Here is a 24,939-nt window from a genome sequence, read left to right as displayed (position 1 = left end):
GATAAACTCAACTACCGGCAAGCCGCGGGGAATGCCTATTTTTGCCTTCTCAAAAATCGATTCATTGTGACCCTCATCAAATCTATTTCCGGCATCCGCGGTACCATTGGCGGACCGGCCGGCCAAGGCCTGACACCCATCGACGTTGTTAAATACGCTGCTGCTTATGGCACTTGGGTAACTAAGCAGGCCAATGAAAGCAAGCTTATTGTGATTGGACGAGACGCCCGCCTCTCCGGAGAGATGGTAAGCCGGCTGGTGGCCGCTACCCTGCAGGGGCTGGGCCTGGATGTGGTTGACCTGGGCCTTTCCACCACTCCTACGGTTGAGATGGCTGTGCCCGCGAAAAAGGCTGCCGGCGGCATCATTCTCACGGCCTCGCACAATCCCAAGCAGTGGAACGCGCTAAAGCTGCTCAACAACAAAGGCGAGTTCATCTCCGACGCCGACGGACAGCAGGTGCTGGCCCTGGCCGAGAGCGAAGGGTTTGATTTTGCCCCCGTAACCAAGCTGGGGCAGTACTCCACGGACAACAACTTCCTGAAAAAGCACATCAAGGCCATTCTCGCGCTGCCGCTGGTGGACGTGGAAGCGGTGCAGGCCCGCAAGTTTCGCGTGGTGGTAGATGCCGTGAACTCCTCTGGTGGCTTTGCCGTGCCGGCGCTGCTGGAGGCCATGGGCGTTACTACTATTGAGAAGCTGCACTGCGAGCCTACCGGCGACTTTGCCCACAACCCCGAGCCGCTGCCCGAGCACCTGCGCGACATCGCCAAGGTACTGGAAAAGGGCGGCTACGACCTCGGCATCGTGGTAGACCCGGATGTGGACCGGCTGGCCCTGGTAAGCGAAAACGGGGAGATGTTTGGCGAGGAATATACCCTGGTAGCAGTAGCTGACTACGTGCTGAAGGCCAATGGCGGCGGCAACACCGTGAGCAACCTCAGCAGCACCCGCGCCCTGCGCGACGTAACTGAGAAGGCCGGGGGGCACTATGCCGCCGCGGCAGTGGGCGAGGTGAACGTGGTGACGAAGATGAAGGAAACCAACGCCATTATTGGTGGCGAAGGCAACGGTGGCATCATTTACCCGGAGCTGCACTACGGCCGCGACGCCCTGGTGGGCATTGCGCTGTTTCTGACGCACCTGGCCAAGACTGGGCTGACCATGAGCCGGCTGCGGGCTTCCTATCCGAGCTACTTCATCTCCAAGAATAAGATTGAGCTGACGCCGGAAATTAATACCGACAACGTGCTGGTGCAGATGGAAAAGAAGTACAGCAAGCACCCGGTGAACACCATTGATGGCGTTAAGATTGAGTTCGACAAGGAGTGGGTGCACCTGCGCAAGTCCAACACCGAGCCCATTATTCGAATCTATGCCGAGTCGGACTCGAACGCCACCGCCGACCACCTGGCAAAGAAAATTATTGCCGACATTAAGGAAATTATTGCGGTAAAGGCTTAGAAGTTGGTGCCTGGTGCTTGGTGCTTAGTGCTTGGTAATAAAGTTTGTAGATATAGTTTCTGCCTAAGCTAAGCACCAGGCACCAAGCACTAAGCACTGACTACATGCACGCCTACTTTGACAACGCCGCCACTACGCCCCTGGACCCGGAAGTGCTGGAGGCTATGCTGCCGTTTCTGACGCAGCATTACGGCAACCCCAGCAGCCTGCACGGGCCCGGGCGGCAGGTGCGCTCGGCCATTGAGAATGCCCGCAAGACGGTGGCGCATCTCATCAATGCGGCACCGGCAGAAGTCTCCTTTACCAGCGGTGGTACCGAGGCCGACAACTACGCTGCCTTTGGCAGCATCCGCACCCTGAAGCTGCGCCACGCCATTACCTCCAAGCTGGAGCACCACGCCGTGCTGCACCCGCTGCAGGCCTTGGAAAAAGCCGGTGACATTGAGCTGAGCTATGTGAAGCACGATGAATTCGGACAGCTCGACCTGGAGCACCTCGACGAGCTACTGGCCACGCATACGCGCAGCTTTGTAAGCCTGATGCACGCCAACAATGAGATTGGCAACCTGAACGACATTCAAGCCATTGGTGACCTTTGCGCCCGGCACGATGCCGTGTTCCATACCGACACCGTGCAGACCATGGGCCACTACCGGCACGACGTGCAGGCCCTGAAAAACCAGTTCCTGGTAGGCTCGGCTCACAAGTTCCATGGTCCCAAGGGCGTGGGCTTTCTGTACTGCCGCAGCGGCCTGCAGGTGAGCCCGCTCATACACGGTGGCTCGCAGGAGCGCAACGTGCGCTCGGGCACCGAGAACGTGTACGGCATCGTCGGGCTGGCCAAGGCCCTGGAAATTGCCTGCCGCGATTTGACGGCGCACCAGCAGCACGTACAAGGCCTGAAAGACCGGTTTATTGCCAGGCTGCAAGCCGAAATTGACGACGTACGCTTCAACGGGCTGTCGGCGGAAGCTGATAAGAGCCTGTACACGGTGCTGAGCGTAAGCTTGCCGCCGTCGCCGCTCAACGAGATGCTGCTTTTTAACCTCGACATCAGCAAGGTGGCGGCTTCGGGGGGCTCGGCTTGTACCAGCGGGGCGCAGACGGGCTCGCACGTGCTGGAGGCCCTGGGCTGCGACCCGGGACGGGGCACGGTGCGCTTCTCGATGAGCAAGATGAATACCGTCGACGAAGTGGATTATGCCGTGGCGCAGCTGGCCAAGCTGTATAAGCCGGTAGCGGCCTAACGTCCCCGCAATACTGTCTGTAGAACGCCCCCTTCTGACCCAGAAGGGGGCGTTTGCTTGTTGAAGGGTTGCTGCTAAAACCGACCGGTTGCGCCTCCTCCACCGGAGGAACCGCCGCCGAAGTCGAAGCCCGCGGGCTCCGGCGTAGGCACCGTGGCGGTTTCGGCCACAATCAGTGCTTCGAGGTTGATAAGGGGCGCCTGCTCGTCGTCGGGGGCTGCGGTGAGGCCGTAGCGCGGGGTATGGAGGTAGCGCAGGGCCCAGATGGCAAACCCGATAAGGGCAAGGCCAGCCAGCGTAGCGGCATATTCGGGCGGCAGCAGGCTGCGGTAGTGGCGGTAGGTGTAGATGGAAAAGCCCACTACGAACAAGCCTATCCACAGCATCTGGCGGTTGTGCCGCCGTAAGCTCAGGCTGATGTAGATAAACGGAATGGCGACGGTGAACAAGTAAAACAGGGGCGCAAAGGAAATTTGCGTCGATTCAGGCAGGCTGCGGAGGGCTGCGCTGCCTTCCCGCACCACGAAGTAGTTGCCGCCCAGGTAAAAGCTGATTAGGGCCAGGGCTTTGACCAGGGTGAGGGGCTTTTGGTAGTAATAGGCATAGTCCCGGCGGCTAAGCCGGCGAAAAAGAAGGTATGCCCCGCCCGAGGCCAGCATGATACCGAAAGGCAGCAGGGCTTGCCCCAGACTAGATTGCAGCAGCCCATTGGCGATGGTGGCCAGGTAAAGCAGGTAGGTACAGGCAGCTACGAGGCGGTCGGCATAACGAATGGTGGCGGCGCCGAATACGGCCAGCAGCGGCAGCAGCAGGGCGCTAATGGCAGGGCTGTCGAAGTCGATGGAGTAGGCATTGGCCCACGCCTGCTCATACAGGTAGGCCAGGAAGACGCCGACAGCCAGCAGGGCGCAGTACAACAAGGCCGTATCGAAGCCCGAGCCGTAGTGGCGGGGCGGATTGCTGGTAATGATTTCCAGCAAAACGATGGCGCCGATACCACAAAGCAGGCAAATGGCGGGCAGGTTGAACCGCGTGGCCAGTCCGACAAAGACTGCCCCCGCCAAAGCACCCAGGCAGGTGAAAAGAAACAGCCCGATGCGCAGGAAAAGGGGAGGGCGGTAATAATCGAGCGGGTGGGCCTGCTCAATAGCTGCATGCTGCCCCGGCGTGATGAAGCCCTGCTTCTGCCAGCGGGAAGCCGCTTTGCGTACGGCGGCATTCCGAGCCCAGGCGGGGTGGTAAGCTTTAACTGCCATGAATGCCCAGGATTTTCCGGATGTTGATGAAAAGCAGTACCACGCTAACCGCTGAGCCCGCAAAGTAGAGGAGAGCCAGAAACACCACGCCTTCGCCGCTATGCATGACGTCAATCAGCTGAAAGAAGCCGTAGGTCAGTACGATGTAGCTGTAAATGATGCCCATCAGCAGAAAGAGGTACGAGTGGGTGCGGCGGGCGTACCACACCAAGAAGCAGCTCAGGGCCAGGATAAGCGGGCAGAGCAAGCCGGGGGAGAAGCGGGAGCCGTAAGGCCCGTTGAGCAGCATGGCCGTGGCCGTAAGTAAAGCCAGGTTGCTGCCCAGCGAAAGGTAGGTGAAGCCAAAGTGGCGCTTGCGGTCCTGGTACTCCGAGTACAGGCCGGCGCCCATTAGCAGCAGGCCCAGCGCCAGGGCTGCCCCGCCGAGCCGCGAATGGAAAAAGTCAGTTTCACTGAGTACGGAAAGCGGGGCCACGCTCACGCCTACCCAGGCGGCCAGGGCCGTAATGGCCATGGAAAGCACCCCCCGGTGGTCGAAGGCGTAAGCCAGGGGAAAGAACAGCAGGGCGGGCAGGATGGTAGCCAGGCCGTAGCGGGTGCCGAAAAACTCGTACTGGTACTGCAGGTAGCCTTCCAGAATCAGGAAGGTGAGGCAGCCGAGCAGCAGCACGTAGTCGGGCAGCACGCCGGCTTTAGGGGCCTCCTGCCAGGTGAAGGCCTGGCGGTAGCGGGTCGCGTAGGCAAAGCAGGCGAGCGTGAGGAGGGCAATAAGCCCGATAACCACCCCATGCCCGATGTGCTCGATATTCTGGTAAATCAGCACCCCGAGCCCGGCCGTGAGCAGGGTGATGCCAAAGTAAAGTGTGGCCCGCAGCTCGTAGTGCAAGGAAAAAGGGCGGGTTTGCTCAAACGCGGCAATAGTAGCCGCCTGCTCGGGCGGGAGCAGGCCCCGGGCTTCAAGGTCGGGCAGAAGGTGGTGGTCGGAAGGCACAGGGCAGTGTGAAAGGGTAAGGCAATGCAGGTAAATGTACTAGTTACAGGATAAGATAAAGCCGCTTGTAAACTTGGGATAAACCGAGCCTCTACCTTCGCGTACAGAAAAGCAAACTCTTTATTCTTTACTTTCTTTCAGCATGGCTGAAATCAACATTCAACGTAAGAAATCGTCGCCCAGCCCCTGGATACTGGTGGTGCTGGCTGCTTTGGCCCTGGCCCTGGGCGCCTACTTCTTTCTGCGGCCCGACCCCAGCGATGAGCCGACTCCACCTGCGCCGGCCGCGCTGCCGGCCGCGCCTGGCGATACTCTTGTGGCAGCGCCTGCGCCGGGAGCCGCAGCAGAGGAATCCATGGCAGCGGCCGACCTGGAGCAGGCTCCGGTGACGCCGGAAGAGCTGGCCCGGCAGGCGGCCGGTAATGCAGCCGCCCCCGACTATGCCCGGCGCGGCCTGCAGATGCTTACCGCCACCCTCGTTGACCTGGCCGACCGCAGCGACTTTCGCGACCCGGCCATTCGGGAGCAGCGCGACAACCTGACCAGCGCCACCACCAGTCTAAATGAGGCTACTCCCCGGCTGCGGCCGGGCTTTGTTGCGGCGGCCGGCTTAATCCGGGCCATGCAGCAGAAAGGCTACCCGGCCCTGGAGACTACGGCCAACGAGCTGCAGCAGCTGGCCGCTCAGCTGTCGGGGCGCAACAGCACCCCGGCCGAGCAGCAGCAGAACCAGCAGTTTCTGAGCAAGGCAGCCGCGGCAGTGCGCACGCTCAGCGAGCCGCCCGTATTGTAATCAACCTCGTTCCGAAGAGCTATGGAAACCCCCATTCTGCGCCGCTTGCGCGACCTCACCGACTTTGAAGTAGCCGATGGCAACCCCGACGTGCGCGGCTGGACTGTGCGCGGGGCCGACGGCAAAGCCCTGGGCCGGGTATATGAGCTCATCGTTGAGCCCGAAGCGCTAAAGGTGCGCTATCTGGATATTGAACTCGATGCCCACTTCAAAACCAACGAGCACGAGCGGCATATTCTGCTGCCCATCGGGGTGGCTGCCATCGATGCCGAGGACGACAATGTGTTCGTGCCGGCCCTGGACTCGGAGAAAGTTCTCAGCTATCCGCCTTACATCGAGCTGCAGGTTACCCGCGACTACGAAGAAGCCATGCTGCGGGCCCTGGGGCAGGAGCCCGGTTCCACTGCGGGCTTTTATGAGCGTGACACCTACAGCGACGCTGCTTTTTACAGCGCCCGGCGTGGGTAGTGTCGGCCCCTTAAACAGTAAAATGGAAGCGTTGAAAAGGCCTGATTTGCCTTTTCAACGCTTCCTAATCTATTGTTGCTGACTGGAGCCAGAGCTGGTAAGCTAGGCCTGCTTTATCATGGCTGCCACGGCCTCTACCCACATGGGCTCGGAGTTGAGGGAAGGAACCAGCTGCCAGTGCTCGCCGCCGGCCTCCTCGAACATTTCCTTGAATTCCTCACCCACCTCGATGGTCGTTTCCAGGCAGTCGGCCACGAAGGCCGGGCTGAAAGCCAGCACATTCTTGATTCCCTTGGCCGGGTACTCCTTCAGCACCTCGTCGGAGTAAGGCTGCAGCCAGGGGTCGCGCAGCCGGCTTTGCAAGCGGCTCTGGAACGACACGGTGTACTGCTCCGGCGCCAGGCCCATGGCTTTGGCCAGCAGGCGTGAGGTTTCGAAGCACTGCGCGCGGTAGCAGTAGCGGTTGTTCTTGTTGTAGCTGTTGCAGCAGTTGCCCAGCTTGCAGTAGCCCTTGTGGCTGCCTTTTAGCACGTGCCGCTCGGGTATACCGTGGTAGCTGAACATCACATGGTCGTAGTGCTGCTTGGCCATCTCGGCCTTGCCCAGCGCGGCGAAGCAGGCAATAAAGCCGGGGTCGTCGGTGAAGGTGCTGATAAAGCTGATGCTGGGCACCACCCACCACTTGCCCACAATCTCCATCACCTTCTCCTGCACCGAGCCGGTGCTGGCCGATGCGTACTGCGGAAACAGCGGCAGCACGATAATGCGCTCCACGGCCGCTTCGCGCAGCTCATCCAATGCTTTCTCAATGCTGGGCTTCTGGTAGCGCATGCCAAAGGCCACCACGTAGCCCGGGCCCAGGGCAGCCTGCACTTTGGCCTGTAGGTCGAGGCCGTGAAAAAGCAGGGGAGAGCCCCGGTCCGTCCAGAGCTGCTTGTAGATTTTAGCCGACTTGGGTGCCCGCAGCGGCACCACCAGCCCCTGAAACAGGGGGTAGCGGATAGCGGCCGGCATGTCGATAACGCGCCCGTCGGTGAGGAATTCGTTGAGGTAGCGCCGCACGTCGGGCGTTTCGGGCGAGTCGGGCGTGCCCAGGTTTACAAGCAAAACGCCAATGCGGCGGGAGGGGGTACCAGCTGAGTTCATTAAAGCAAAGGTCCGAAGCAGGCGGAAAAGTTGAGGTGATTTTTAAACAGGCAGCACCATGAGCTTTGTCAGGAAAAGCAGAAATGCAGGGGCCGTTCCTTCAGGAAAAAGCGCTGGCGATAATGGCCAGCTCATCAAGTGCAGGGCGAAGGGAAAGTATGCAGACAAACAACCCGGCTGCTTGTTTGCCGGCTGCACTGTACATTCCCTTGCCTAAGCACGATTCCATGCGCTCATTCGATACGCTGCCGGTTTCATCCCTCAACCTGCTGCTGTGGGCCGCCGGGCAGCAGGGGGCCGATGTAACGGCCCTGCAGCGGGCCATTGGGCTGGATGCGGCCACGGCAGCCAACCCCGACGCCCGTATTCCCATTGCCACTATTCAGAAGCTATGGCCTTTAGCCATTGCGGCTACCGGCAACGCTTACCTCGACCTGCATTTGGGCAGCCTCGTTAGTGCCGGCAGCATCGGCATTCTGGCGTATGTGCTTATGCATTCGCTCACCCTGGGCGCGGCCCTGCAGCAGCTGTGCCGCTACCAGGACATTGCCTGCATGGGCGTAAAAACCAGCCTGGCTCCGGCCGCCGAGGAAGAAAGGGGCGTTTGGCTGAAACTGGAGCTGCTGAGTGCCGACATTGTTTACCCGCAGCATGTATTAAACTCGGAGCTTTCGGTGTACCTGGCGGCGTTTGAGGCGCTGACCGGGCAGGCGGTGCGGCCCGCGGCCGTGCGCCTGGCTTATCCCCGGCCAGCAGATAGCCGGGAGCATGAGCGGGTGCTGGGCCCCACTCCATTGGAGTTTGGGGCCGCCGAAACTGCCATACTTCTGCCCAATGAAGCGCTGGCTCTGCCCATTCGAAATGCCAGCCCTACGCTTTTTGCTTTGTTTGAGCAGCACGCCGCGGCCTTGCTGGCGCAGCTGCCAGCCCGGCCGGAGCCGCCGCTGGCCGAGCGGGTGCGCCGCGAGATTGTGAAGCTACTAAAAGGCAACGTACCAACGCTGGCCATGGTAGCCGACCGCCTGCACCTGGGCACCCGCACGCTGCAGCTGCACCTGAAAGAAGCCGGGCACAGCTACCAGCAGCTGCTCGAGGAGGTACGCCGGGAGCTGGCCCTGCGCCACCTGCAGCAGCCGCAGCAAAGCACCGCCGACATTGCCTTTCTGCTGGGCTACGCCGAGCCCAGCGTGTTTGTGCGCCGCTTTAAGCAGTGGACCGGGCAGACGCCCGGGGCCTTTCGGCGGGCCGCGCTGCAGCCGGCGGCGAAGCGCAGCCCGCCTGGCAGGCTTTACCCGGCAACCACAAGGGCCGGTTCCGATGGCGCGGGTACCTGGTGGCGCGGCCGGCGGTTGCGGTCGGCCCAGTAGGCCCATAGCATGATGAGCCACATCAGCTGGCAGGCCCAGGCGACGGCAGTGGGGCTGCCGGGCGGCGGGGCCAGCATGTTGGCAGCATGCACCAGCACGATAAAAGCCACCAGCCCCCACAGCGCCCAGACGCCTGTTTTGTTGCGGGCCGTGGTTCTGCGCAGGTAGAGGTAAAGCCCCCCGGCAAACACCAGCCCCTCCACGAGCTGCCCAGCCAGCGGGTGGTTCCACAAGCCCAGGCCCAGCAGGGGCGAGGCGCCCGGGAACAGGGGCAGGTCGGGCCGGTGCATGAGCAAGTCGAGCAGCCAGTGGCTGGGCACGCACAGGCCCACGAGCACCGCGCTGCCCAGGTGGCGCTTCCAGAGCCAGTAGCCCAGGCCCAGCGCCAGGCCCCACACCAGGCCCATCAGCAGGCTGTGCGAAATGGGGTAGTGCACGAAGTCGAGCGGCGTGGCGGCCGTGATGCCCGGCTTTATCTCTACCCGCTCCAGGCCCAGCAGCAGCAGATTGGGCCAGAGCAAATCGACGAATTGCGTCGCGATAAACAAGGTGCCCAGCGACGCGCGGGGCTGCAGGGCCTTGGCCCCGAGGCCGATTCCAAAATGACCGATAAACATGGCTTTCTGACGGAAAATGGAGGAAAGAAATGTGGTGGTTGATGCCTTGCAAAGGTCCCGCTGCCCCCTTAGCCCTTTGCTGACTTTTTCCGTAAATCGAATTGACCAAAGACGAAAATCTGTTGGCTGCAACAGGCTACGGCCGAGGCTTCTTCTGGTCCCATCCTAGCTTTCTGCCGTTTAAAGGCGTACCTTTGCGGCCTCATTTTCAAATCTATCCCGCGTGAATCCCGAACCCAAGCCCCACCGTGCCGGCTTTGTCAGCATCATCGGCAAGCCCAACGTGGGCAAGTCGACGCTGATGAATGCGCTGGTTGGCGAGCGGCTGAGCATCGTCACGAGCAAGGCCCAGACCACGCGCCACCGCATCCTGGGCATTCTCAACGGCGACGACTTTCAGCTTATCTATTCCGACACGCCCGGCATCATTCAGCCCAAGTACGAGCTGCACAATGCCATGATGTCGTTTGTGTATTCCTCCCTGGAAGATGCCGACGTTATTCTCTTCGTGACCGACATCTACGAGAAGCACGACGAGGAGCCGGTGGTGGAGCGCCTGCGCAAGATGCAGGACACGCCCATCATCCTGCTGGTAAACAAAATTGACCAGGCCGAGCAGGCCGAAGTAGAAGCCAAGCTGGCGTACTGGAGAGAGCAGCTGCCCAACGCCGCCGAGGTGATGCCCATCTCTGCCCTCAATGCCTTTGGTACCGAGCGGGTACTGGAGCTGGTGCTGGAGCGCCTGCCCATCCACCCGGAATACTACCCTAAGGATGAACTAACCGACAAGCCCGAGCGTTTTTTTGCCGCTGAGATGGTGCGTGAGAAAATCTTTAAGCTGTACAAAAAGGAAGTTCCGTACAGCTGCGAGGTAGCCATTGAGGAGTTCAAGGAAGACGACGACATCATCCGCATCCGCGGCGTCATCTACGTGGAGCGCAGCAGCCAGAAGGGCATCATCATCGGCCAGAAAGGCGAGGCGCTCAAAAAAGTGGGCACCTGGGCCCGCGAGGAGATGGAGAAGTTCTTTCTTAAAAAAGTCTTCCTCGAGCTGCACGTTAAAGTAAACGAGAACTGGCGCACCGACCCCAAGGCGCTGAGCCGGTTTGGCTACCAATAATCCCAGAGCTTAGAAGTGAGAGCTTAGAACCTAGACTTGTTCTGGCATAAGCTGTTCCAGAACGATTCTAAGTTCTAAGCTCAGAAAATTTTCCGACCATCTTTTATTTAAATAACCCCGGGCACTGCCGAAACTAGGTCGGGCCGGCGGCTGGGGCAACGCAACATGTCTGTTAAGAACACCATCGCCATTGTGGGGCGGCCTAACGTGGGCAAATCCACTCTTTTCAACCGCCTCGTGGGCCAGCGCAAGGCCATTATGGACAACGAGAGCGGCGTTACGCGCGACCGTCACTACGGCTACGGCGACTGGATTGGCAAGAACTTCACCGTGATTGACACCGGGGGCTATGTGCACAATTCGGAAGATATTTTCGAAGGCGAAATCAACAAGCAGGTGAAGCTGGCCATGGACGAGGCCGACGTCATCCTGTTCATGGTAGATGCCGATGCCGGCGTGCACGGCCTCGACGAGGAGTTTGCCAACGTGCTGCGGCGCTACGTGGGCAAAAAGCCGATTTACCTGGTGGCCAACAAGGCCGATACCAACCTGCGGGCCCACAGCGCCGGCGAGTTCTACTCGCTGGGCCTGGGCGATGGCGAAATCTACGCCATCAGCAGCCAGAACGGGCACGGCACCGGCGAGCTGCTCGATGCCGTGGTCAGCCATTTCGACGACCCCGGCATTGAAGAGCCCGAGTCCGATATTCCGCGCATTGCCGTGGTAGGCCGCCCCAACGTGGGCAAGTCCAGCCTGGTGAACCTGCTGCTGGGCGAAGACCGCAGCATCGTGACCGATATTGCCGGCACTACCCGCGACTCTATCTCGGCCCGCTACAATGCGTTCGGCAAGGAGTTTATCCTGGTTGATACGGCCGGTTTGCGTCGTAAAGCGAAGGTGAGCGAAGACATTGAGTTCTACGCCAACATGCGCAGCCTGCGCGCCCTCGAAGAGTGCGACGTGTGCATCGTAATGCTGGACGCCACCCGCGGCATCGAGGCCCAGGACGTGAACATCATCTCCCTGGCCGATAAGAACCGCAAGGGCGTGGTGATTCTCGTGAACAAGTGGGACCTGGTGGAAAACAAGGAAACCAACACGGCCAAGGAGTTTGAGGAGAAAATCATGGAAAAGCTGGCCCCCATTGCCTACCCGCCCGTGGTGTTCATCTCGGTAATGAACAAGCAGCGAGTGCACAAAGCCATTGAAACGGCCATTCAGGTGTACGAGAACAAGCGGCGCAAAATCCCGACTTCCCAGCTCAATGACGTGATGCTGAAGGAGATTGAGAAGTACCCGCCGCCCGCTATTAAGGGCAAGCTCGTACGCATTAAGTACGCCACGCAGCTTCCCACGCACAACCCGGTGTTTGCCTTCTTCTGCAACCTGCCCCAGTACGTGAAGGAAAGCTACACGCGCTACCTCGAAAACCGCATGCGCCAGCACTTCGACTTCACCGGCGTGCCAATTGGCATTGTGTTCCGGAAAAAGTAAGCCCGGCAGCTCGGGAGCGCTGGTGGGAGTTGAAAATATTTTTTACGGCGGAGGTTACCTTTTTAGGTGGGCAGTATAAAGGCCCGAATTTGAGCAATACCTCAGAGTAAATGCTTAAAGATTAAAAAGAAACTCCCAAACACATTTTCAACCCAACCAACAAGATGAAGAAGTTCCTGTTCCTCGCCCTGGCCGCTGTATCGTTCACCTTCGCTTCCTGCGAGAGCAAGCACGAAGAAAACACGGAGGCTGCTGCCGACAACGTAGAAGCTGCTGGTGAAATGAAGGCTGATGCTATGGAAAACGCTGCTGACTCGGTACGTGAGAACGCCGATGCCAAAGCCGACGCTATGGAAAACGGTGCCGACAAAATGGCTCCCGCCGCTGGCAGCCACTAATTGGCCCCTTACCAATGAAAAAAAGCCTCTCCAGTGCGGAGAGGCTTTTTTTATGCATGGTAGTGAGCGTTCCGGCTAGGCGCCCAGGCGCCGGCTAAGCAAGCCGTTTACCACCTCAAAGAGCCGGCGGGGCTCGTAAGTGCGCCAGGGCAGCTCGTCGAGCTGGCCGCCGAAGTTGATGTAGTTGTCGACGTTGTATTGGTGCATCTCGCGCATCACGTGTTCCTGGAAGTTGACGCCGGCAATCCAGCCTTCTTCCACGTCCTCAAACCACTCCTCGTAGTACGAGTCGTCGGAGCCGTGGAAGTTGAACACGTTCTCGCCCACCAGGATAAACTTGCGGATGCCCTCGTGCACCAGCGGGTCGATGATGTTGCGCTTGAGGTTCATGATGTCGTTCTCGATGGCGTCGTTCCACTCGCCAATGAACTCGAGCACGGCCACGCCGTCGTCGTAGTCGGCAAACAGGATTTTCAGAAACAGCGTGTCCGACTCCAGGCTGTCCCACTGCGGGTGGATGTAGTAGCCGTAGATGGTGTTGGTGTAGGCTTCCAGACTGTTCTCGGCTTCGAAAAGCGGGGAGCGGGGGTCCTCGGAGGCCGAGTACTGGTCAATCCAGTTGTAGTGCGGTTCGATGGTGTGCATCGGCGTACAGATTACAGCTGGAGTAGGGAACAGGGCCCCGGTCGACAGCCGGTTTAACAAGAAGGAATACGGGCCTTGTTAACGCGCTGCCAGCACTGCCGGTTCGCCGCTATTACTTACTTAACATCATGCTCAGCAGTATTCCGCCCAGTAGCAAAGCGGGAAATGCCGCAGTGGCTGCTACCAGGCCCAGGACAGGGCGCTGACGCTGAAAGGCCTGATAAGAAAAGCTTACCAAGGCGGCCGTATTTGCCAGGGCCACTACCGCGAACAGAATTTCCAGGACCAGGAAAGGAAACGGCTGGCCATAAAACAGGATGTGCAGCAGGAATTGGAGAAGGCAGGCCAGCAGTACCCGGGTCCCAAGGCTTTCTATCATGGCCGGTAGGGCAGAGCGGGCGCTACTGGCGGGCTGCCAAAGCCGCCCGCACGGAACCGTGCTGCCGGAGCAGCTCGGCTGCCTCGGCGTGCGCAATGCCCAGCTCGTCCATCAGCATCCGCTCGCCGCGCTCCACCAGCTTGAGGTTGGAGAGCTGCATGTCGACCATCTTGTTGCCCTTCACCCGGCCCAGGCGAATCATGGTGGCCGTGGTGAGCATGTTGAGTACCAGCTTCTGGGCAGTGCCGGCCTTGAGGCGGGTGCTGCCCGTCACAAACTCCGGGCCCGTCACCACTTCCACCGGAAACTCGGCTGCCGCCGCCACGGCCGAGCCCGGGTTGCACACGATGGCGCCCGTGGCCAGCCCCTGCCGCCGGGCCCGTTGCAGCCCGCCGATGACGTAAGGCGTGCGGCCCGAGGCGGCAATGCCCACCAGCACATCTTTCTCGTTCACGTCGCGGGCCTGCAGGTCAACCCAGGCCTGTTCCGCGTCGTCTTCGGCTCCTTCCACGGCCTGCCGGATGGCCAGGTCGCCGCCGGCGATGATGCCCACTACCAGCCCGGCCGGCACGCCAAACGTGGGCGGGCACTCCGAGGCATCCACCACGCCCAGGCGCCCGCTGGTACCCGCCCCGATGTAGAACAGCCGCCCGCCGGCCCGCAGCCGGGCCACGGTGGCTTCCACCAGGCGCTCAAGCTGCGGCAGGGCCCGGCTCACGGCCAGCGGCACGGTCTGGTCGAGCTGGTTCATGCCGGCCAGCAGCTCTGCCGTGGGCAGGGTTTCGAGGTGGTTGTACTCGGAGGGAGATTCGGTGGTCATAAGGTAGTTGTCAGTTGCTGGTTGTTAGTTGTCAGGACTGTTCTGATAAAGCCGCGGTCAGACCAACCTGACCGCTGACAACGAACAACTGACAACTAAAAACCTATTTCAAAAGCCCGATAACCGGGAAATTGTCGAATACATTGGCCGTGTGCGGGGCGTCTTTGTCCAGCTCCCGGGTCAGGTCCTGCCCGGCCCAGTGCTCGTAGTGGTTGCCGCGCCGCCAGAGCCGGGAGCGGCTCACGTCGTAGATGCGGCCCTGGTACGCCACCCATATTTCGTCGCGGTCCTGCCCGTTGCGCAAAGCCAGCTGCTGTCGGGTGTAAGTAGGCAAACCAGTCGTCAGTTGTTCGTTGTCAGTTGTCAGGCTCATAAACTATTTCAATAAAAACAGACAACTGACAACGAACAATTGACAACTAAATACTAACCTAAAAGTGCCTGCAGGCGAATCCAGCGCTGGGGCAGGTCGCCTTGGGAGGCGTGCATATAGTCTTCGTAGGTGCAGGGCACCACGCGCTTCACTTCCGGGTCGCCGAGGCTTTCCACTTCCATCCACCACTTGTCGGCGCGGCGCGACTTGTAGAATACCAGCTTGTCGGGGTTGCCGGGCAGCACCACCGTGTAGGTGAGGAAGCGGAAGGTGCCAAATCCGGTTTCGGGGCGGCGGTGGTAGAAGCCTTCCACAAAGTACCAGAGCATGGTGGCCAGGGTGGCGGCGGCCAGGCCGTGGGGGTCCTGGTCGGGGCGGTAGCCGTAGAGGCCAAAGGAGCTGAGCTGCTCGTTATGGCCGGCATACCAGCACAGCTGTGTGGCTTCCTCATTGCCCAGTCCGTAGGGGTTGGCCGGGTAGTAGCCCGGCGCGTCCTGCCAGCGCAGGCTGGCAATGTCCACGCTCATAAAGTCGGCTTGCCGCACCAAGGGTTCGGCCAGGCGCTTGTCGCTGCGGATTTCGCCCACGCTCATGGTTTCGAAATGCAGCTTCTCCAGGGCTATCAGTACTTCCGGGGCCGTGAGGTACTGCTGGTGGGCCAGGTGCGCAAAGCTGAACACGAAGTTGGGCTCGTGCACCAGCAGGCGGCGCAGGTGGCTTTCTTCGGCCGGGGTGCCGGGGCCGGGCTCGGCCATGTCGGGGCGGGCATCCACCACCGCAAAGCTGATGGGCCGGTCCAGCGACTCATAGGCCAGAAACTGCCCGTAGTCGAGGTCGTGGCTGCCGCCCAGCAGCAGGGGAACTGTTTTTTCCTCCAGCAGGGCGCCGATAATCTCGCGCAGGCGCTGGTAGGTGTCTTCCAGGCTCAGGCCAGGGCGTAGGTTGCCCAGGTCAACCAGGCGTACGCTGCCGGAGCCCTTCTGCAGCTGGTAGAAGCGCTGGCGCACGAGGTTGCTGCCATGCAGGCCGGGTGGGGGCGGGCCGCTGGCACTGCCGCGCCATTCATCCAGGCCAATGATGGCCAGGTCGGCGGCGCGCCAGTCGGGAAAGGTTTCGGTGAAGCGGGTGGCGTAGGCAGCTAGCGTGGTAGAGAGCGGCGTAGCAGGCGTCAGCGTTTCCGGCAGCGGGTCAAAAAACAGAGCCAGGTTCATTATAAGCGGAAAGGCAAGCGGCCAAATTTACGCAGAAAAGGCCGCCGGCACCGCATTTTGGCCGTTTTCTATAGATTTATACAGGCCGACTGATAAAAACTAAGCTCAACTGAATTTGGATTTGCCCAGAAAAAAGCTCTTTATTTAAGCTGAATTTCACACTTCTGCTTTTTAACCCACCCATCCTATGGACGTTCGCCGCGCATTTGACGTGCTGACTCATCAGCTGGCTAAGTCGCCCAAACCCGATGCTTTTGCGTGTAAAACCAACGGGCAGTGGGTGCCCTTGAGCACCCAGGAAATGCAGGACAAGGCCAACCAGGTCAGCCTGGGCCTCACCAGCCTGGGGCTGAAGCACGGCGACAAGGTGGCCATTATCTCCATGAACCGGCCGGAGTGGATGATGGCCGACTTCGGCATCTCCCAGATTGGGGCCGTGAGTGTGCCCATGTACCCCAGCATCACGGTAGAAGATTATAAGTACATCTTCACCGATGCCGGCGTGCGGGCCATCTTCGTGGCCGACCAGTCGCTGTACGACAAGGTAAAGCAAGCCACGGCCAGCCTGAGCATTCCGGCCGAAAACATCTTCACCTTCGACAAGATTGCCGGCGCCCGCCACTTCAGCGAGCTGCTGGAGCTGGGCAAAAAGGGCAACCCCGCCGACCTGGAGCCCCTGAAGGCGGCCGTGCAGCCCGAAAACCTGCTCACGCTTATCTACACCAGCGGCACCACCGGCAACCCCAAGGGGGTGATGCTCACCCACGACAACATCCTGAGCAACTGCCGCAACTCCCAGCGCTTTGTGCCGGTAAGCAAAGAAGACAAAGCCCTGAGCTTCCTGCCGCTCTGCCACATCTTCGAGCGCATGGTCACTTACCTCTACATGATAAATGGCGTGAGCATCTACTATGCCGAGAGCATGGAGACCATTGCCGACAACCTGCGCGAGGTGAAGCCCCAGATTTTCACCACCGTGCCCCGCCTGCTGGAGAAGGTGTATGATAAAATCGTAGCCAAAGGCCACGAGCAGACCGGCGTCAAGAAGAGCCTGTTTTTCTGGGCGCTGGACCTGGGCCTGAAGTATGACACCCAGAAAGACCAGGGCTTTCTCTACAACACCCAGCTGGCTCTGGCCAACAAGGTCATTTTCAATAAGTGGCGCGAAGCCCTGGGCAACAACCTGCGCTGCATTGTAAGCGGCGGCGGCGCTCTGCAGCCCCGCCTGGCGCGGGTGTTCTGGGCCGCCGGCATCCGGGTGATGGAGGGCTACGGCCTGACGGAAACCTCGCCGGTGATTGCCGTGGGCGGCTTCGAGCCGGAGAACAACATGATTGGCACCGTGGGCCCCATCATCGACAACACCGAAGTGAAAATTGCGCCCGACGGCGAGATTCTCACCAAGTCGGCCTCCGTGATGAAGGGCTACTACAACCAGCCCGAACTCACGGCCAAGGAGTTTGACGAGGAGGGCTGGTTCCATACCGGCGACATCGGCGAGCTGGTGAACGGGCGCTTCCTGAAAATCACGGACCGCAAGAAGGAGATGTTCAAAACTTCCGGCGGCAAGTACATTGCCCCGCAGGTGATTGAAGGCAAGCTCAAAGAAGACCCGCTGATTGAACAGGCCATGGTAGTGGGCGCCGACCAGAAATTCCCCTCGGCCCTCATTGTGCCGTCTTTTGATGAGCTTAAGAACTGGTGCCGCCGCCACGATGTGGACTGCAACTGCTCCAGCGCCGAGCTGATTAAGAAGCAGCAGATAGTGGAGCTGTACGAGGGCCTGGTGAAGAAGTACAACAGCAACTTCGCCCAGTGGGAGCAGGTAAAGAAAAGCGTGCTGCTGCCCGAGCTCTGGACCGTGGAAAGCGGCGAGATGACGCCCACCATGAAAGTGAAGCGCAAAGTTATTTCGGAAAAGAACAAGGCGCTGATTGAGAAGCTGTACAGCTAACAGCGCCCCGGGCCTTGTATTGCGCCCGGGCAAGGCCCGGCCTTGCGGTTCTTGAAGCCCGGCTTGTAACAGAAAAAGCCCGGTACCAGCAATGGTGCCGGGCTTTTTCTGTTATGGCTCCCCTAAACAGGGCTGGCAGCAGTAGCCAATGCGGAGGCAGGGCCGGCGCCAGGACCCGGGAGCAGGCTGTGCTACTCAGCTCCGCAATCGTCTGCAGGCGGGGCAAAAGATTTTGTCATTTGTTATGCAAGCCTAACAAATTATTCGTAAGTTTACCGCACTTTCAACTACTGCATGAAACCGGAAGAAACCGTCGACTATAACATAAAAGTGGCTTGGCATGCCATTTCGAGGATGTATAACATCCAGGCAGCCCAGAACGACATCACGACCAGTATTGGCTTCGTGCTGTTGAATATAGACCAGGAAAACGGGACGCCGGCCACTAAAATAGCTCCTTTGCTGGGCCTGGAAACCCGCAGCCTCACCCGCATTTTGCGCAGCATGGAGGAAAAGGGCCTTATCTACAAGCAGGCCGACTCCGTGGACAAGCGCTCGGTCCGCATTTTTCTGACGGACCTGGGCCTGGAGAAGAAAGAAGTATCGCGCCAGACGGTGCGCCACTTCAACCTGAAAATCCGGGAAAAAATCTCGCAAAGCCAGCTGGATGTGTTCTTCAAGGTAGCCGGGCAGATAACCGGTATGATTGAAGGCAAGACCCTGTTTGAGGACTTTGTGCTGAAGCCCCTGAAGAAAGACGCTTAGACAGCCCTGACACGGCGCTGTAATTCCCTTACCACTCATTCCATCGTTCACCGAATAGCGAAGCCTGGCTTCGCGTAACACCTTCACCGAATGAACCGAACCATCAAGAAAGTTGCCGTACTGGGCTCCGGCGTCATGGGCTCGCGCATTGCCTGCCACTTCGCCAACATTGGCGTGCAGGTGCTGCTGCTGGACATTGCGCCCAAGGAGCTGCTACCCGATGAGGAAAAGAAAGGCCTGACGCTGGACGCGCCGGTTGTAAAGAACCGGCTGGTGAATGCGGCCCTGCAGGCAGCCATTGCCTCCAACCCCTCGCCGCTGTACCGCAAGGCCGACGCCTCGCGCATCAAGACCGGCAACTTCGACGACAACCTCAAGGACATTGCCGGCTGTGACTGGACCATTGAGGTAGTGGTGGAGCGGCTCGACATCAAAAAGAGCCTGTTTGAGCGGGTAGAGAAGTTCCGCAAGCCGGGCACGCTTATCACCAGCAACACCAGCGGCATCCCCATTCACCTGATGACGGAAGGCCGCTCCGACGACTTCCGCAAGCATTTCTGCGGCACGCACTTCTTCAACCCGCCGCGCTACCTGAAGCTGCTGGAAATCATCCCGACCCCGGAAACCGACCCGGCCATCGTGGATTTCCTGCTGCACTACGGCGACCTGTACCTGGGTAAAACCACGGTGCTGGCCAAGGACACCCCGGCGTTCATCGCCAACCGGGTGGGCGTGTTCGCCATCATGGACGTGCTGCGCATCATGCAGGAAGTAGGCCTGACGGTGGAAGAGGTAGACAAGCTGACCGGCCCGGTAATCGGGCACGCCAAGTCGGCCACCTTCCGCACCTCCGACGTAGTGGGCCTCGATACCCTCATCAACGTAGCCAACGGCCTGGCCCAGGGCCTGCCCAACGACGAAGCCAAGGACGTGTTCCAGCTGCCCGACTTCCTCAAGAAGATGGGCGAGAGCAAGTGGCTGGGCGACAAAACCGGTCAGGGCTTCTACAAGAAAGTGAAGGGCGAAGGCGGCAAGTCGGAAATCCAGGCCCTGGATTTGGCCACGATGGAGTACAAGCCCAGCGCCAAGGTGAAGTTTGCCACCCTGGAAACCACCAAAGCCGTGGAGGCCCTGGCTCCGCGCTTTGCTATGCTGGTAGCCGGCAAGGACAAGGCCGGCGAGTTCTACCGCAAGAGCTTCGCCAGCCTGTTTGCCTACGTGACCAACCGCATTCCGGAAATCACCGACGCGCTCTACAAGATTGACGACGCCCTGCGCGCCGGCTTCGGCTGGGAAATGGGCCCGTTTGAAACCTGGGACGCTATTGGCGTGCAGAAAGGCGTGGAGCTGATGCAGGCCGAAGGCCGGCAGCCCGCTGCCTGGGTAAGCGAGATGCTGGCCGCCGGCCATAGCTCGTTCTATAAGGTGAGCGAAGCCGGTGTGCGCCAGTTCTACGACATCGAAAGCAAGAGCTACCAGCCCATCCGCGGCGTGGAGAACTTCATCATCCTCGACAACCTGCGTGCCACGGGCAAGGTGCTGTGGAAGAACGCCGGTGCTTCGGTGCTCGACCTTGGCGACGGCATCCTGAACGTGGAGTTCCACTCCAAGATGAACTCGCTGGGCCAGGATGTGATACAGGGCGTGCTGAAAGGCGTGGAGCTGGCAGAGAAAGACTTTCGCGGTCTGGTAATCGGCAACAACGGGGCGCAGTTCTCGGCCGGGGCCAACCTGGGCCTGGTGTACATGCAGGCCCTGGAGCAGGAGTTCGACGAGCTGAACATGATGATTGCGCAGTTCCAGAACGCCATGATGCGCATGCGCTACAGCAGCATTCCGGTGGTGGGTGCGCCCCACGGCCTGGCGCTGGGCGGCGGCTGCGAAATCAACCTGCACTGCGACCGGGTGGTGGCGGCGGCCGAAACCTACATGGGCCTGGTAGAATTCGGCGTGGGCCTGATTCCGGCCGGCGGCGGCACCAAGGAAATGACCCTGCGCACCGCCCTCAAGTACGAGGAAGGCGAGCCGGAGCTCAACCTGATTCGCAACACGTTTGTGACCATCAGCACGGCTAAAGTCTCGACTTCGGCCGCTGAGGCTTTCGACCTGGGCTTTATGCGCCGCGGCGACGAAGTGGTGGTGAACAGCAACCGCGTAATTGCCCAGGCCAAGGCCGCGGCAATTGAGCTGGCCGAGGCCGGTTACACCCAGCCGGTGCAGAAAACCAACATCAAGGTGCACGGCAAGGGCGCCCTGGCCATGTTCAAGACCGGCGTGTACGCTATGAAGGAAGGCCGCTACATCTCGGAGCACGACCAGAAAATTGCCGATAAGCTGGCCTACATCATGTGCGGCGGCGACCTGTCGGCGCCCACGGAAGTAAGCGAGCAGTACCTGCTGGATTTGGAGCGCGAAGCCTTCCTGAGTTTGTGCGGTGAGCGCAAGACGCTGGAGCGGATTCAGAGCATTTTGACTACGGGCAAGCCGCTTAGAAATTAGTAAGACATGAGACGTTAGACATGAGACATGAGAATTGTTCTGACAGAAGAACTTTCTAACGTCTCATGTCTAACGTCTAAATCTCTACCTCCATGTTCAAGCATCGCTTCAAAGAGCTTATCGTTTGGCAGCGTGCAATGGACGTGGCCCGCACTACCTACCAACTGTGCATGGAATTTCTAGTTAACGAGCGAACAGGATTAACTTCCCAGATGCGACGTTCAGCGATTTCAATTCCGTCAAATATTGCGGAGGGTGCGGGGAGAGGTGGAAATAAAGAGTTTGCGCAATTTCTGCGCATTGCAAATGGTTCTTGTAATGAACTGCATACTCAAATGATTTTAGCCGCCGATTTTGGCTTTATCAACAAGGAGCAGCTCACAAGTGCCGAAGGCCAGATTGAGGAGGTTGAGCGTTTGCTCTACGCCTTCCAGCAAAAAATAGCATCGCAAATCTGACAGGAGAAGTCATCAGAACAATTCTCATGTCTAACGTCTAATGTCTCATGTCTAACAACACAGCATATATCGTTGCCGGCTACCGCACGGCGGTGGGCAAAGCGCCCCGCGGCGGTTTCCGTTTCACCCGCACCGACGACCTCGCGGCGGAAGTTATCAAGCACCTCGTGGCCTCGGTGCCGGCCCTCGACCCCACGCGCGTCGACGACGTGATTGTGGGCAATGCCGTGCCGGAGGCCGAGCAGGGCCTGCAAATCGGCCGCATGATTTCGCTGCTGGCCCTGCCCATGAACGTGTCGGGCATGGTGGTGAACCGCTACTGCGGCTCGGGTGTCGAAACCATTGCCATGGCCGTGAACCGCATCAGCGGCGGTATGGCCGACTGCATCATCGCCGGTGGTGCCGAAAACATGAGCATGGTGCCCACCGTGGGCTGGAAAACCGTGCCCAACTACAACCTGGCCACCAAGTACCCGCAGTACTACCTCGGCATGGGCCTAACGGCCGAAGCCGTGGCCCAGGACTACAAAATCAGCCGCGAAGACCAGGACCAGTTTGCCTACAACTCGCACCAGAAGGCCATTAAGGCCATTCAGGCTGGTAAGTTCCAGAAAAGCATTGTGCCCATTAAGGTAGAGGAAACCTACCTCGACCAGGCCACGGGCAAGAAGAAAACCCGCTCGTTTGTGGTGGATACCGACGAAGGCCCCCGCGCCGACACTTCGGTGGAAGCCTTGGGCAGGCTGCGCCCGGTGTTTGCCGCCGGCGGCTCGGTTACGGCCGGCAACTCCTCGCAGACCTCCGACGGCGCCGCTTTCGTCATCGTGATGTCGGAGCGCATGGTGAAGGAGCTGAACCTGGAGCCCATTGCCCGCATGGTAACCTACGCCACCGAAGGCATCGACCCGCGCATTATGGGCATGGGCCCTATAAAAGCTATTCCGAAGGCCCTGAAGCAGGCCGGCATGCAGCTCAACGACATCGACCTGTTTGAGCTGAACGAGGCCTTCGCCTCGCAAAGCATTGCCGTGGTGCGCGAGCTGGGCATCGATACCGACAAGCTCAACGTGAACGGCGGCGCCATCGCGCTGGGCCACCCGCTGGGCTGCTCCGGCGCCAAGCTCAGCATTCAGCTGTTCGACGAGCTGCGCGAGCGCGGCCAGAAGTACGGCATGGTAACCGCCTGCGTAGGCGGCGGCCAGGGCGTGGCGGGCATTTATGAACTGCTGAAGTAAGCTTGGACGTTGACAGAAAGAAGAACGTCATGCTGAGCTTGTCGAAGCATCTTTACCACGAGAGTAATCCCAATCAAAAAGGAGTTACTGCCGCCGGCAAGATGCTTCGACTACGGCTGCGCCTCCGCTCAGCATGACGTTCTAAGAGCGTTTTCTGCTGATGTTGTTCTAAAAATCAAGGACTAACACCAGTACTTACGTTCTAAATCAAAACGCAGAAAGCCCCGAAGCCGGGGTTTTCTTTAAGAAAAATAGTAGGCACGCCTAACATTTTTTCTTATCTTGCAACACCAAAACGCCGGCTGCGTTGTTATCTAAATACTCGGCAAGCCTAATAAATTGCAAACGATTGCGCTCAGCGGTGCTGGCGCGGCCTTAACCTCAAAACCCTTTACAGTCATGGAAGTAACACAGAATGCCGCTGCAAAGGGCGGCGAGTTCATCATCAAGGAAACCGACGCTCAGAGCGTCTTCACCCCGGCCGATTTCAACGAGGAGCAGAACATGATGTACCAGACCTGTCTGGACTTCGTGGCCCAGGAAGTAATGCCCCTGGTAGAGCGCCTCGACAACCACGAGGAGGGCCTGATGCGCGGCCTCATGGAGAAGGCCGGTCAGCTCGGCCTGTTTGGCGTGAGCGTGCCGGCCGAGTACGGCGGGCTGGACATGGACTTCCCCACCTCCCTGCGCGTAACCGAAGGCGTGGGCGGCGGCCACTCCTTCCCGGTAGCCTTTGCGGCCCACACCGGCATTGCCCTGCTGCCCATCCTGTTCTTCGGCGACGAGGAGCAGAAGAAAAAATACGTGCCCGGCCTCACCGATGGCACCCTGATGGGCGCTTACTGCCTGACCGAGCCAGGCAGCGGCTCCGACGCCCTGGGCGCCAAGACCAAGGCCGTGCTCAACGCCGAAGGCACGCACTACGTGCTGAACGGCCAGAAGATGTGGATTACCAACGCCGGCTTTGCCGATGTGTTCATCGTGTTTGCCCAGGTAGACGGCGACAAGTTCACCGGCTTCATTGTTGAGAAGGATGCCCCGGGCCTGAGCCTGGGCAACGAGGAGCACAAGATGGGCATTAAGGGCAGCAGCACCCGCCAGGTGTTCCTGTCCGACTGCCAGGTGCCCAAGGAGAACGTGCTGGGTGAGATTGGCAAAGGCCACCTCATTGCCTTCAACGTGCTCAACATCGGCCGCATCAAGCTGGCGGCAGCTTGCCTGGGCGCGTCCAAGATGGCCGCTACGCTGAGCGTGAAGTATGCCAACGAGCGGGTGCAGTTCAAGCTGCCCATTTCCAAGTTCGGCGCTATCCGCCACAAGCTGGCCCAGCAGGCTATCCGCATCTACGCGGCCGAGTCGGCTATCTACCGCGCCGGTATGGACATCTACCACAAGGAGCAGGAGCTGCTGGGCGAGGGCAAATCCTACAACGAAGCCCTGCTGGGCGCCGCCCGCGAGTTTGCTGTGGAGTGCGCCATCCTGAAGGTAGAAGGCTCCGAGGTGCTGGACTATGTGGTAGACGAAGGCGTGCAGGTATATGGGGGCTACGGCTTCTCGGCCGACTACCCCATGGACCGCGCCTACCGCGACTCGCGCATCAACCGCATTTTTGAGGGTACCAACGAAATCAACCGCATGCTGGCGGTGGATATGATTCTCAAGAAGGGTCTGAAGGGCGAAATCGACCTGATGGGCCCGGCCCAGGCCGTGCAGCAGGAGCTGATGAGCATCCCGAGCATGGGTGAAGTTGACGACTCGCCTTTCGCCGCTGAGAAGAAAATCATTGCCAACCTGAAGAAGGCGATTCTGATGGTGGCCGGCACCGCCGTGCAGAAGTACATGAACTCCCTGGCCAAAGAGCAGGAAGTGCTGATGAACATCGCCGACATGGCCATCAAAACCTATACCGCCGAAAGCACCCTGCTGCGCGTGGAAAAGGAAATAGCCACCAAAGGCGAGGAGGCGCTTAGCCGCGAGCTGGACATGGCCCGCGTGTACCTCTACGACACCATCGACATCGTGGAGAAAGCCGGCAAGGACGCCATTGCCTCCATGACGGAGGGCGACGAGCAGCGCCTGCTGGCCATGGGCCTGAAGCGCTTCACCAAGGCCGAGCTGTTCAACACCAAGGAGGCCCGCCGCCGCGTCGCTGCCGGTCTGATTGAGGCCAACGAGTACATGTATTAAGAGTTTTAAGAGGCTTGGGGACTTCCGGGCTGGGTGGCCCGGAAGGAGCAAG

General features: G+C 59.7%; 23 protein-coding genes. 14 read left to right on the top strand and 9 right to left on the bottom strand.

Annotated features, from left to right (window positions below; genetic code table 11):
• The first annotated feature begins 66 nt into the window (after nucleotides 1–66).
• Nucleotides 67–1,464 carry a phosphoglucosamine mutase gene (gene glmM, locus ABD919_RS19235; RefSeq protein ID WP_345237687.1) on the top strand — a complete coding sequence of 466 codons (1,398 nt, stop codon included), beginning with the start codon at nucleotides 67–69 and terminating at the stop codon, nucleotides 1,462–1,464.
• Between the two features lie 104 nt (nucleotides 1,465–1,568).
• The gene (locus tag ABD919_RS19230) at nucleotides 1,569–2,711 is read left to right on the top strand and encodes a cysteine desulfurase family protein (RefSeq protein WP_345237686.1); all 1,143 of its coding nucleotides are present in this window, start codon (nucleotides 1,569–1,571) and stop codon (nucleotides 2,709–2,711) included.
• 74 nt (nucleotides 2,712–2,785) lie between these two features.
• Here the strand turns inward: ABD919_RS19230 and ABD919_RS19225 are convergent, their stop codons facing one another.
• A complete protein-coding gene (locus tag ABD919_RS19225; protein WP_345237685.1) occupies nucleotides 2,786–3,967 on the bottom strand; it encodes a hypothetical protein in 1,182 nt (393 codons plus the stop codon).
• Nucleotides 3,957–4,958, bottom strand: coding sequence for a DUF2157 domain-containing protein (locus tag ABD919_RS19220; protein WP_345237684.1), 1,002 nt, complete (start codon nucleotides 4,956–4,958; stop codon nucleotides 3,957–3,959). The genes ABD919_RS19225 and ABD919_RS19220 overlap by 11 nt, the downstream gene beginning before the upstream one ends.
• 142 nt (nucleotides 4,959–5,100) lie before the next feature.
• Between ABD919_RS19220 and ABD919_RS19215 the strand changes: the two genes are divergently transcribed.
• Together ABD919_RS19215 and ABD919_RS19210 are read left to right on the top strand one after the other, a co-directional pair.
• Nucleotides 5,101–5,751 carry a hypothetical protein gene (locus ABD919_RS19215; protein ID WP_345237683.1) on the top strand — a complete coding sequence of 217 codons (651 nt, stop codon included), beginning with the start codon at nucleotides 5,101–5,103 and terminating at the stop codon, nucleotides 5,749–5,751.
• Between the two features lie 21 nt (nucleotides 5,752–5,772).
• Nucleotides 5,773–6,219 (top strand): PRC-barrel domain-containing protein, encoded by a 447-nt coding sequence (locus tag ABD919_RS19210; protein WP_345237682.1) that lies wholly within the window; start codon nucleotides 5,773–5,775, stop codon nucleotides 6,217–6,219.
• A gap of 102 nt (nucleotides 6,220–6,321) precedes the next feature.
• Here ABD919_RS19210 and hemH read toward each other — a convergent pair whose 3' ends face one another.
• On the bottom strand, nucleotides 6,322–7,365 hold the full coding sequence (hemH, locus tag ABD919_RS19205; protein WP_345237681.1) for a ferrochelatase: 1,044 nt from the start codon (nucleotides 7,363–7,365) through the stop codon (nucleotides 6,322–6,324).
• Nucleotides 7,366–7,592: 227 nt separating this feature from the next.
• On the opposite strand from hemH, the gene ABD919_RS19200 reads away from it, so the two are divergent.
• A complete protein-coding gene (locus tag ABD919_RS19200) occupies nucleotides 7,593–8,732 on the top strand; it encodes an AraC family transcriptional regulator (RefSeq protein WP_345237680.1) in 1,140 nt (379 codons plus the stop codon).
• On the opposite strand, the gene ABD919_RS19195 is transcribed toward ABD919_RS19200, so the two are convergent.
• Nucleotides 8,654–9,349 carry a hypothetical protein gene (locus ABD919_RS19195; protein ID WP_345237679.1) on the bottom strand — a complete coding sequence of 232 codons (696 nt, stop codon included), beginning with the start codon at nucleotides 9,347–9,349 and terminating at the stop codon, nucleotides 8,654–8,656. The two genes, ABD919_RS19200 and ABD919_RS19195, sit on opposite strands and share 79 nt — an antisense overlap.
• Before the next feature lie 223 nt (nucleotides 9,350–9,572).
• Here ABD919_RS19195 and era point away from each other — a divergent pair, with 223 nt between their 5' ends.
• The 3 genes from era to ABD919_RS19180 all read left to right on the top strand — a co-directional run bounded on the left by era (nucleotide 9,573) and on the right by ABD919_RS19180 (nucleotide 12,361).
• Nucleotides 9,573–10,469, top strand: a complete 897-nt coding sequence (era, locus tag ABD919_RS19190; RefSeq protein WP_345237678.1) for a GTPase Era — start codon at nucleotides 9,573–9,575, stop codon at nucleotides 10,467–10,469.
• A gap of 165 nt (nucleotides 10,470–10,634) precedes the next feature.
• Nucleotides 10,635–11,963, top strand: a complete 1,329-nt coding sequence (gene der, locus ABD919_RS19185; RefSeq protein WP_345237677.1) for a ribosome biogenesis GTPase Der — start codon at nucleotides 10,635–10,637, stop codon at nucleotides 11,961–11,963.
• Nucleotides 11,964–12,127: 164 nt separating this feature from the next.
• A complete protein-coding gene (locus tag ABD919_RS19180) occupies nucleotides 12,128–12,361 on the top strand; it encodes a hypothetical protein (RefSeq protein ID WP_345237676.1) in 234 nt (77 codons plus the stop codon).
• 75 nt (nucleotides 12,362–12,436) lie between these two features.
• On the opposite strand, the gene ABD919_RS19175 is transcribed toward ABD919_RS19180, so the two are convergent.
• The 5 genes from ABD919_RS19175 to ABD919_RS19155 all read right to left on the bottom strand — a co-directional run bounded on the left by ABD919_RS19175 (nucleotide 12,437) and on the right by ABD919_RS19155 (nucleotide 15,789).
• Nucleotides 12,437–13,006, bottom strand: coding sequence for a hypothetical protein (locus tag ABD919_RS19175; protein ID WP_345237675.1), 570 nt, complete (start codon nucleotides 13,004–13,006; stop codon nucleotides 12,437–12,439).
• Between the two features lie 112 nt (nucleotides 13,007–13,118).
• Nucleotides 13,119–13,385, bottom strand: coding sequence for a hypothetical protein (locus ABD919_RS19170; RefSeq protein WP_345237674.1), 267 nt, complete (start codon nucleotides 13,383–13,385; stop codon nucleotides 13,119–13,121).
• 22 nt (nucleotides 13,386–13,407) lie between these two features.
• Entirely contained in the window at nucleotides 13,408–14,205 is a 798-nt protein-coding gene (murQ, locus tag ABD919_RS19165) for an N-acetylmuramic acid 6-phosphate etherase (RefSeq protein WP_345237673.1), read from the bottom strand.
• Nucleotides 14,206–14,308: 103 nt separating this feature from the next.
• On the bottom strand, nucleotides 14,309–14,578 hold the full coding sequence (locus tag ABD919_RS19160; RefSeq protein ID WP_345237672.1) for a cytochrome b5 domain-containing protein: 270 nt from the start codon (nucleotides 14,576–14,578) through the stop codon (nucleotides 14,309–14,311).
• Nucleotides 14,579–14,631: 53 nt separating this feature from the next.
• Nucleotides 14,632–15,789, bottom strand: a complete 1,158-nt coding sequence (locus tag ABD919_RS19155; protein WP_345237671.1) for an arginase family protein — start codon at nucleotides 15,787–15,789, stop codon at nucleotides 14,632–14,634.
• Between the two features lie 187 nt (nucleotides 15,790–15,976).
• Between ABD919_RS19155 and ABD919_RS19150 the strand changes: the two genes are divergently transcribed.
• The 6 genes from ABD919_RS19150 to ABD919_RS19125 all read left to right on the top strand — a co-directional run bounded on the left by ABD919_RS19150 (nucleotide 15,977) and on the right by ABD919_RS19125 (nucleotide 24,887).
• Nucleotides 15,977–17,743, top strand: a complete 1,767-nt coding sequence (locus ABD919_RS19150) for an AMP-dependent synthetase/ligase (protein ID WP_345237670.1) — start codon at nucleotides 15,977–15,979, stop codon at nucleotides 17,741–17,743.
• 294 nt (nucleotides 17,744–18,037) lie between these two features.
• Nucleotides 18,038–18,508, top strand: a complete 471-nt coding sequence (locus tag ABD919_RS19145) for a MarR family winged helix-turn-helix transcriptional regulator (RefSeq protein WP_345237669.1) — start codon at nucleotides 18,038–18,040, stop codon at nucleotides 18,506–18,508.
• Between the two features lie 90 nt (nucleotides 18,509–18,598).
• Nucleotides 18,599–21,007 (top strand): 3-hydroxyacyl-CoA dehydrogenase/enoyl-CoA hydratase family protein, encoded by a 2,409-nt coding sequence (locus ABD919_RS19140; protein WP_345237668.1) that lies wholly within the window; start codon nucleotides 18,599–18,601, stop codon nucleotides 21,005–21,007.
• A gap of 92 nt (nucleotides 21,008–21,099) precedes the next feature.
• Nucleotides 21,100–21,465: a four helix bundle protein gene (locus ABD919_RS19135; RefSeq protein ID WP_345237667.1), complete on the top strand. Its 366-nt coding sequence runs from the start codon at nucleotides 21,100–21,102 to the stop codon at nucleotides 21,463–21,465.
• Nucleotides 21,466–21,512: 47 nt separating this feature from the next.
• The gene (locus ABD919_RS19130; RefSeq protein WP_345237666.1) at nucleotides 21,513–22,700 is read left to right on the top strand and encodes an acetyl-CoA C-acyltransferase; all 1,188 of its coding nucleotides are present in this window, start codon (nucleotides 21,513–21,515) and stop codon (nucleotides 22,698–22,700) included.
• 399 nt (nucleotides 22,701–23,099) lie between these two features.
• Complete coding sequence (locus tag ABD919_RS19125) at nucleotides 23,100–24,887, top strand: acyl-CoA dehydrogenase family protein (RefSeq protein ID WP_345237665.1); 1,788 nt, start codon at nucleotides 23,100–23,102, stop codon at nucleotides 24,885–24,887.
• Nucleotides 24,888–24,939: the final 52 nt, after the last annotated feature.

This window comes from Hymenobacter saemangeumensis, from assembly GCF_039541835.1.
Taxonomy (GTDB): Bacteria; Bacteroidota; Bacteroidia; order Cytophagales; family Hymenobacteraceae; genus Hymenobacter; species Hymenobacter saemangeumensis.
Note: the sequence above shows the minus strand (reverse complement) of the source record. Positions and strands in the feature narration are given on the sequence as shown.

Coding starts and splice junctions, on each gene's coding strand:
- ABD919_RS19230 (WP_345237686.1), top strand. CDS start 1,569: ATGCACGCCTACTTTGACAACGCCGCCACTACGCCCCTGGACCCGGAA.
- ABD919_RS19170 (WP_345237674.1), bottom strand. CDS start 13,385: ATGATAGAAAGCCTTGGGACCCGGGTACTGCTGGCCTGCCTTCTCCAA.
- ABD919_RS19140 (WP_345237668.1), top strand. CDS start 18,599: ATGAACCGAACCATCAAGAAAGTTGCCGTACTGGGCTCCGGCGTCATG.
- ABD919_RS19200 (WP_345237680.1), top strand. CDS start 7,593: ATGCGCTCATTCGATACGCTGCCGGTTTCATCCCTCAACCTGCTGCTG.
- ABD919_RS19150 (WP_345237670.1), top strand. CDS start 15,977: ATGGACGTTCGCCGCGCATTTGACGTGCTGACTCATCAGCTGGCTAAG.
- ABD919_RS19135 (WP_345237667.1), top strand. CDS start 21,100: ATGTTCAAGCATCGCTTCAAAGAGCTTATCGTTTGGCAGCGTGCAATG.
- ABD919_RS19195 (WP_345237679.1), bottom strand. CDS start 9,349: ATGTTTATCGGTCATTTTGGAATCGGCCTCGGGGCCAAGGCCCTGCAG.
- ABD919_RS19145 (WP_345237669.1), top strand. CDS start 18,038: ATGAAACCGGAAGAAACCGTCGACTATAACATAAAAGTGGCTTGGCAT.
- ABD919_RS19215 (WP_345237683.1), top strand. CDS start 5,101: ATGGCTGAAATCAACATTCAACGTAAGAAATCGTCGCCCAGCCCCTGG.
- der (WP_345237677.1), top strand. CDS start 10,635: ATGTCTGTTAAGAACACCATCGCCATTGTGGGGCGGCCTAACGTGGGC.
- ABD919_RS19160 (WP_345237672.1), bottom strand. CDS start 14,578: ATGAGCCTGACAACTGACAACGAACAACTGACGACTGGTTTGCCTACT.
- ABD919_RS19130 (WP_345237666.1), top strand. CDS start 21,513: ATGTCTAACAACACAGCATATATCGTTGCCGGCTACCGCACGGCGGTG.
- hemH (WP_345237681.1), bottom strand. CDS start 7,365: ATGAACTCAGCTGGTACCCCCTCCCGCCGCATTGGCGTTTTGCTTGTA.
- ABD919_RS19175 (WP_345237675.1), bottom strand. CDS start 13,006: ATGCACACCATCGAACCGCACTACAACTGGATTGACCAGTACTCGGCC.
- ABD919_RS19225 (WP_345237685.1), bottom strand. CDS start 3,967: ATGGCAGTTAAAGCTTACCACCCCGCCTGGGCTCGGAATGCCGCCGTA.
- ABD919_RS19210 (WP_345237682.1), top strand. CDS start 5,773: ATGGAAACCCCCATTCTGCGCCGCTTGCGCGACCTCACCGACTTTGAA.
- murQ (WP_345237673.1), bottom strand. CDS start 14,205: ATGACCACCGAATCTCCCTCCGAGTACAACCACCTCGAAACCCTGCCC.
- ABD919_RS19180 (WP_345237676.1), top strand. CDS start 12,128: ATGAAGAAGTTCCTGTTCCTCGCCCTGGCCGCTGTATCGTTCACCTTC.
- ABD919_RS19125 (WP_345237665.1), top strand. CDS start 23,100: ATGGAAGTAACACAGAATGCCGCTGCAAAGGGCGGCGAGTTCATCATC.
- ABD919_RS19155 (WP_345237671.1), bottom strand. CDS start 15,789: ATGAACCTGGCTCTGTTTTTTGACCCGCTGCCGGAAACGCTGACGCCT.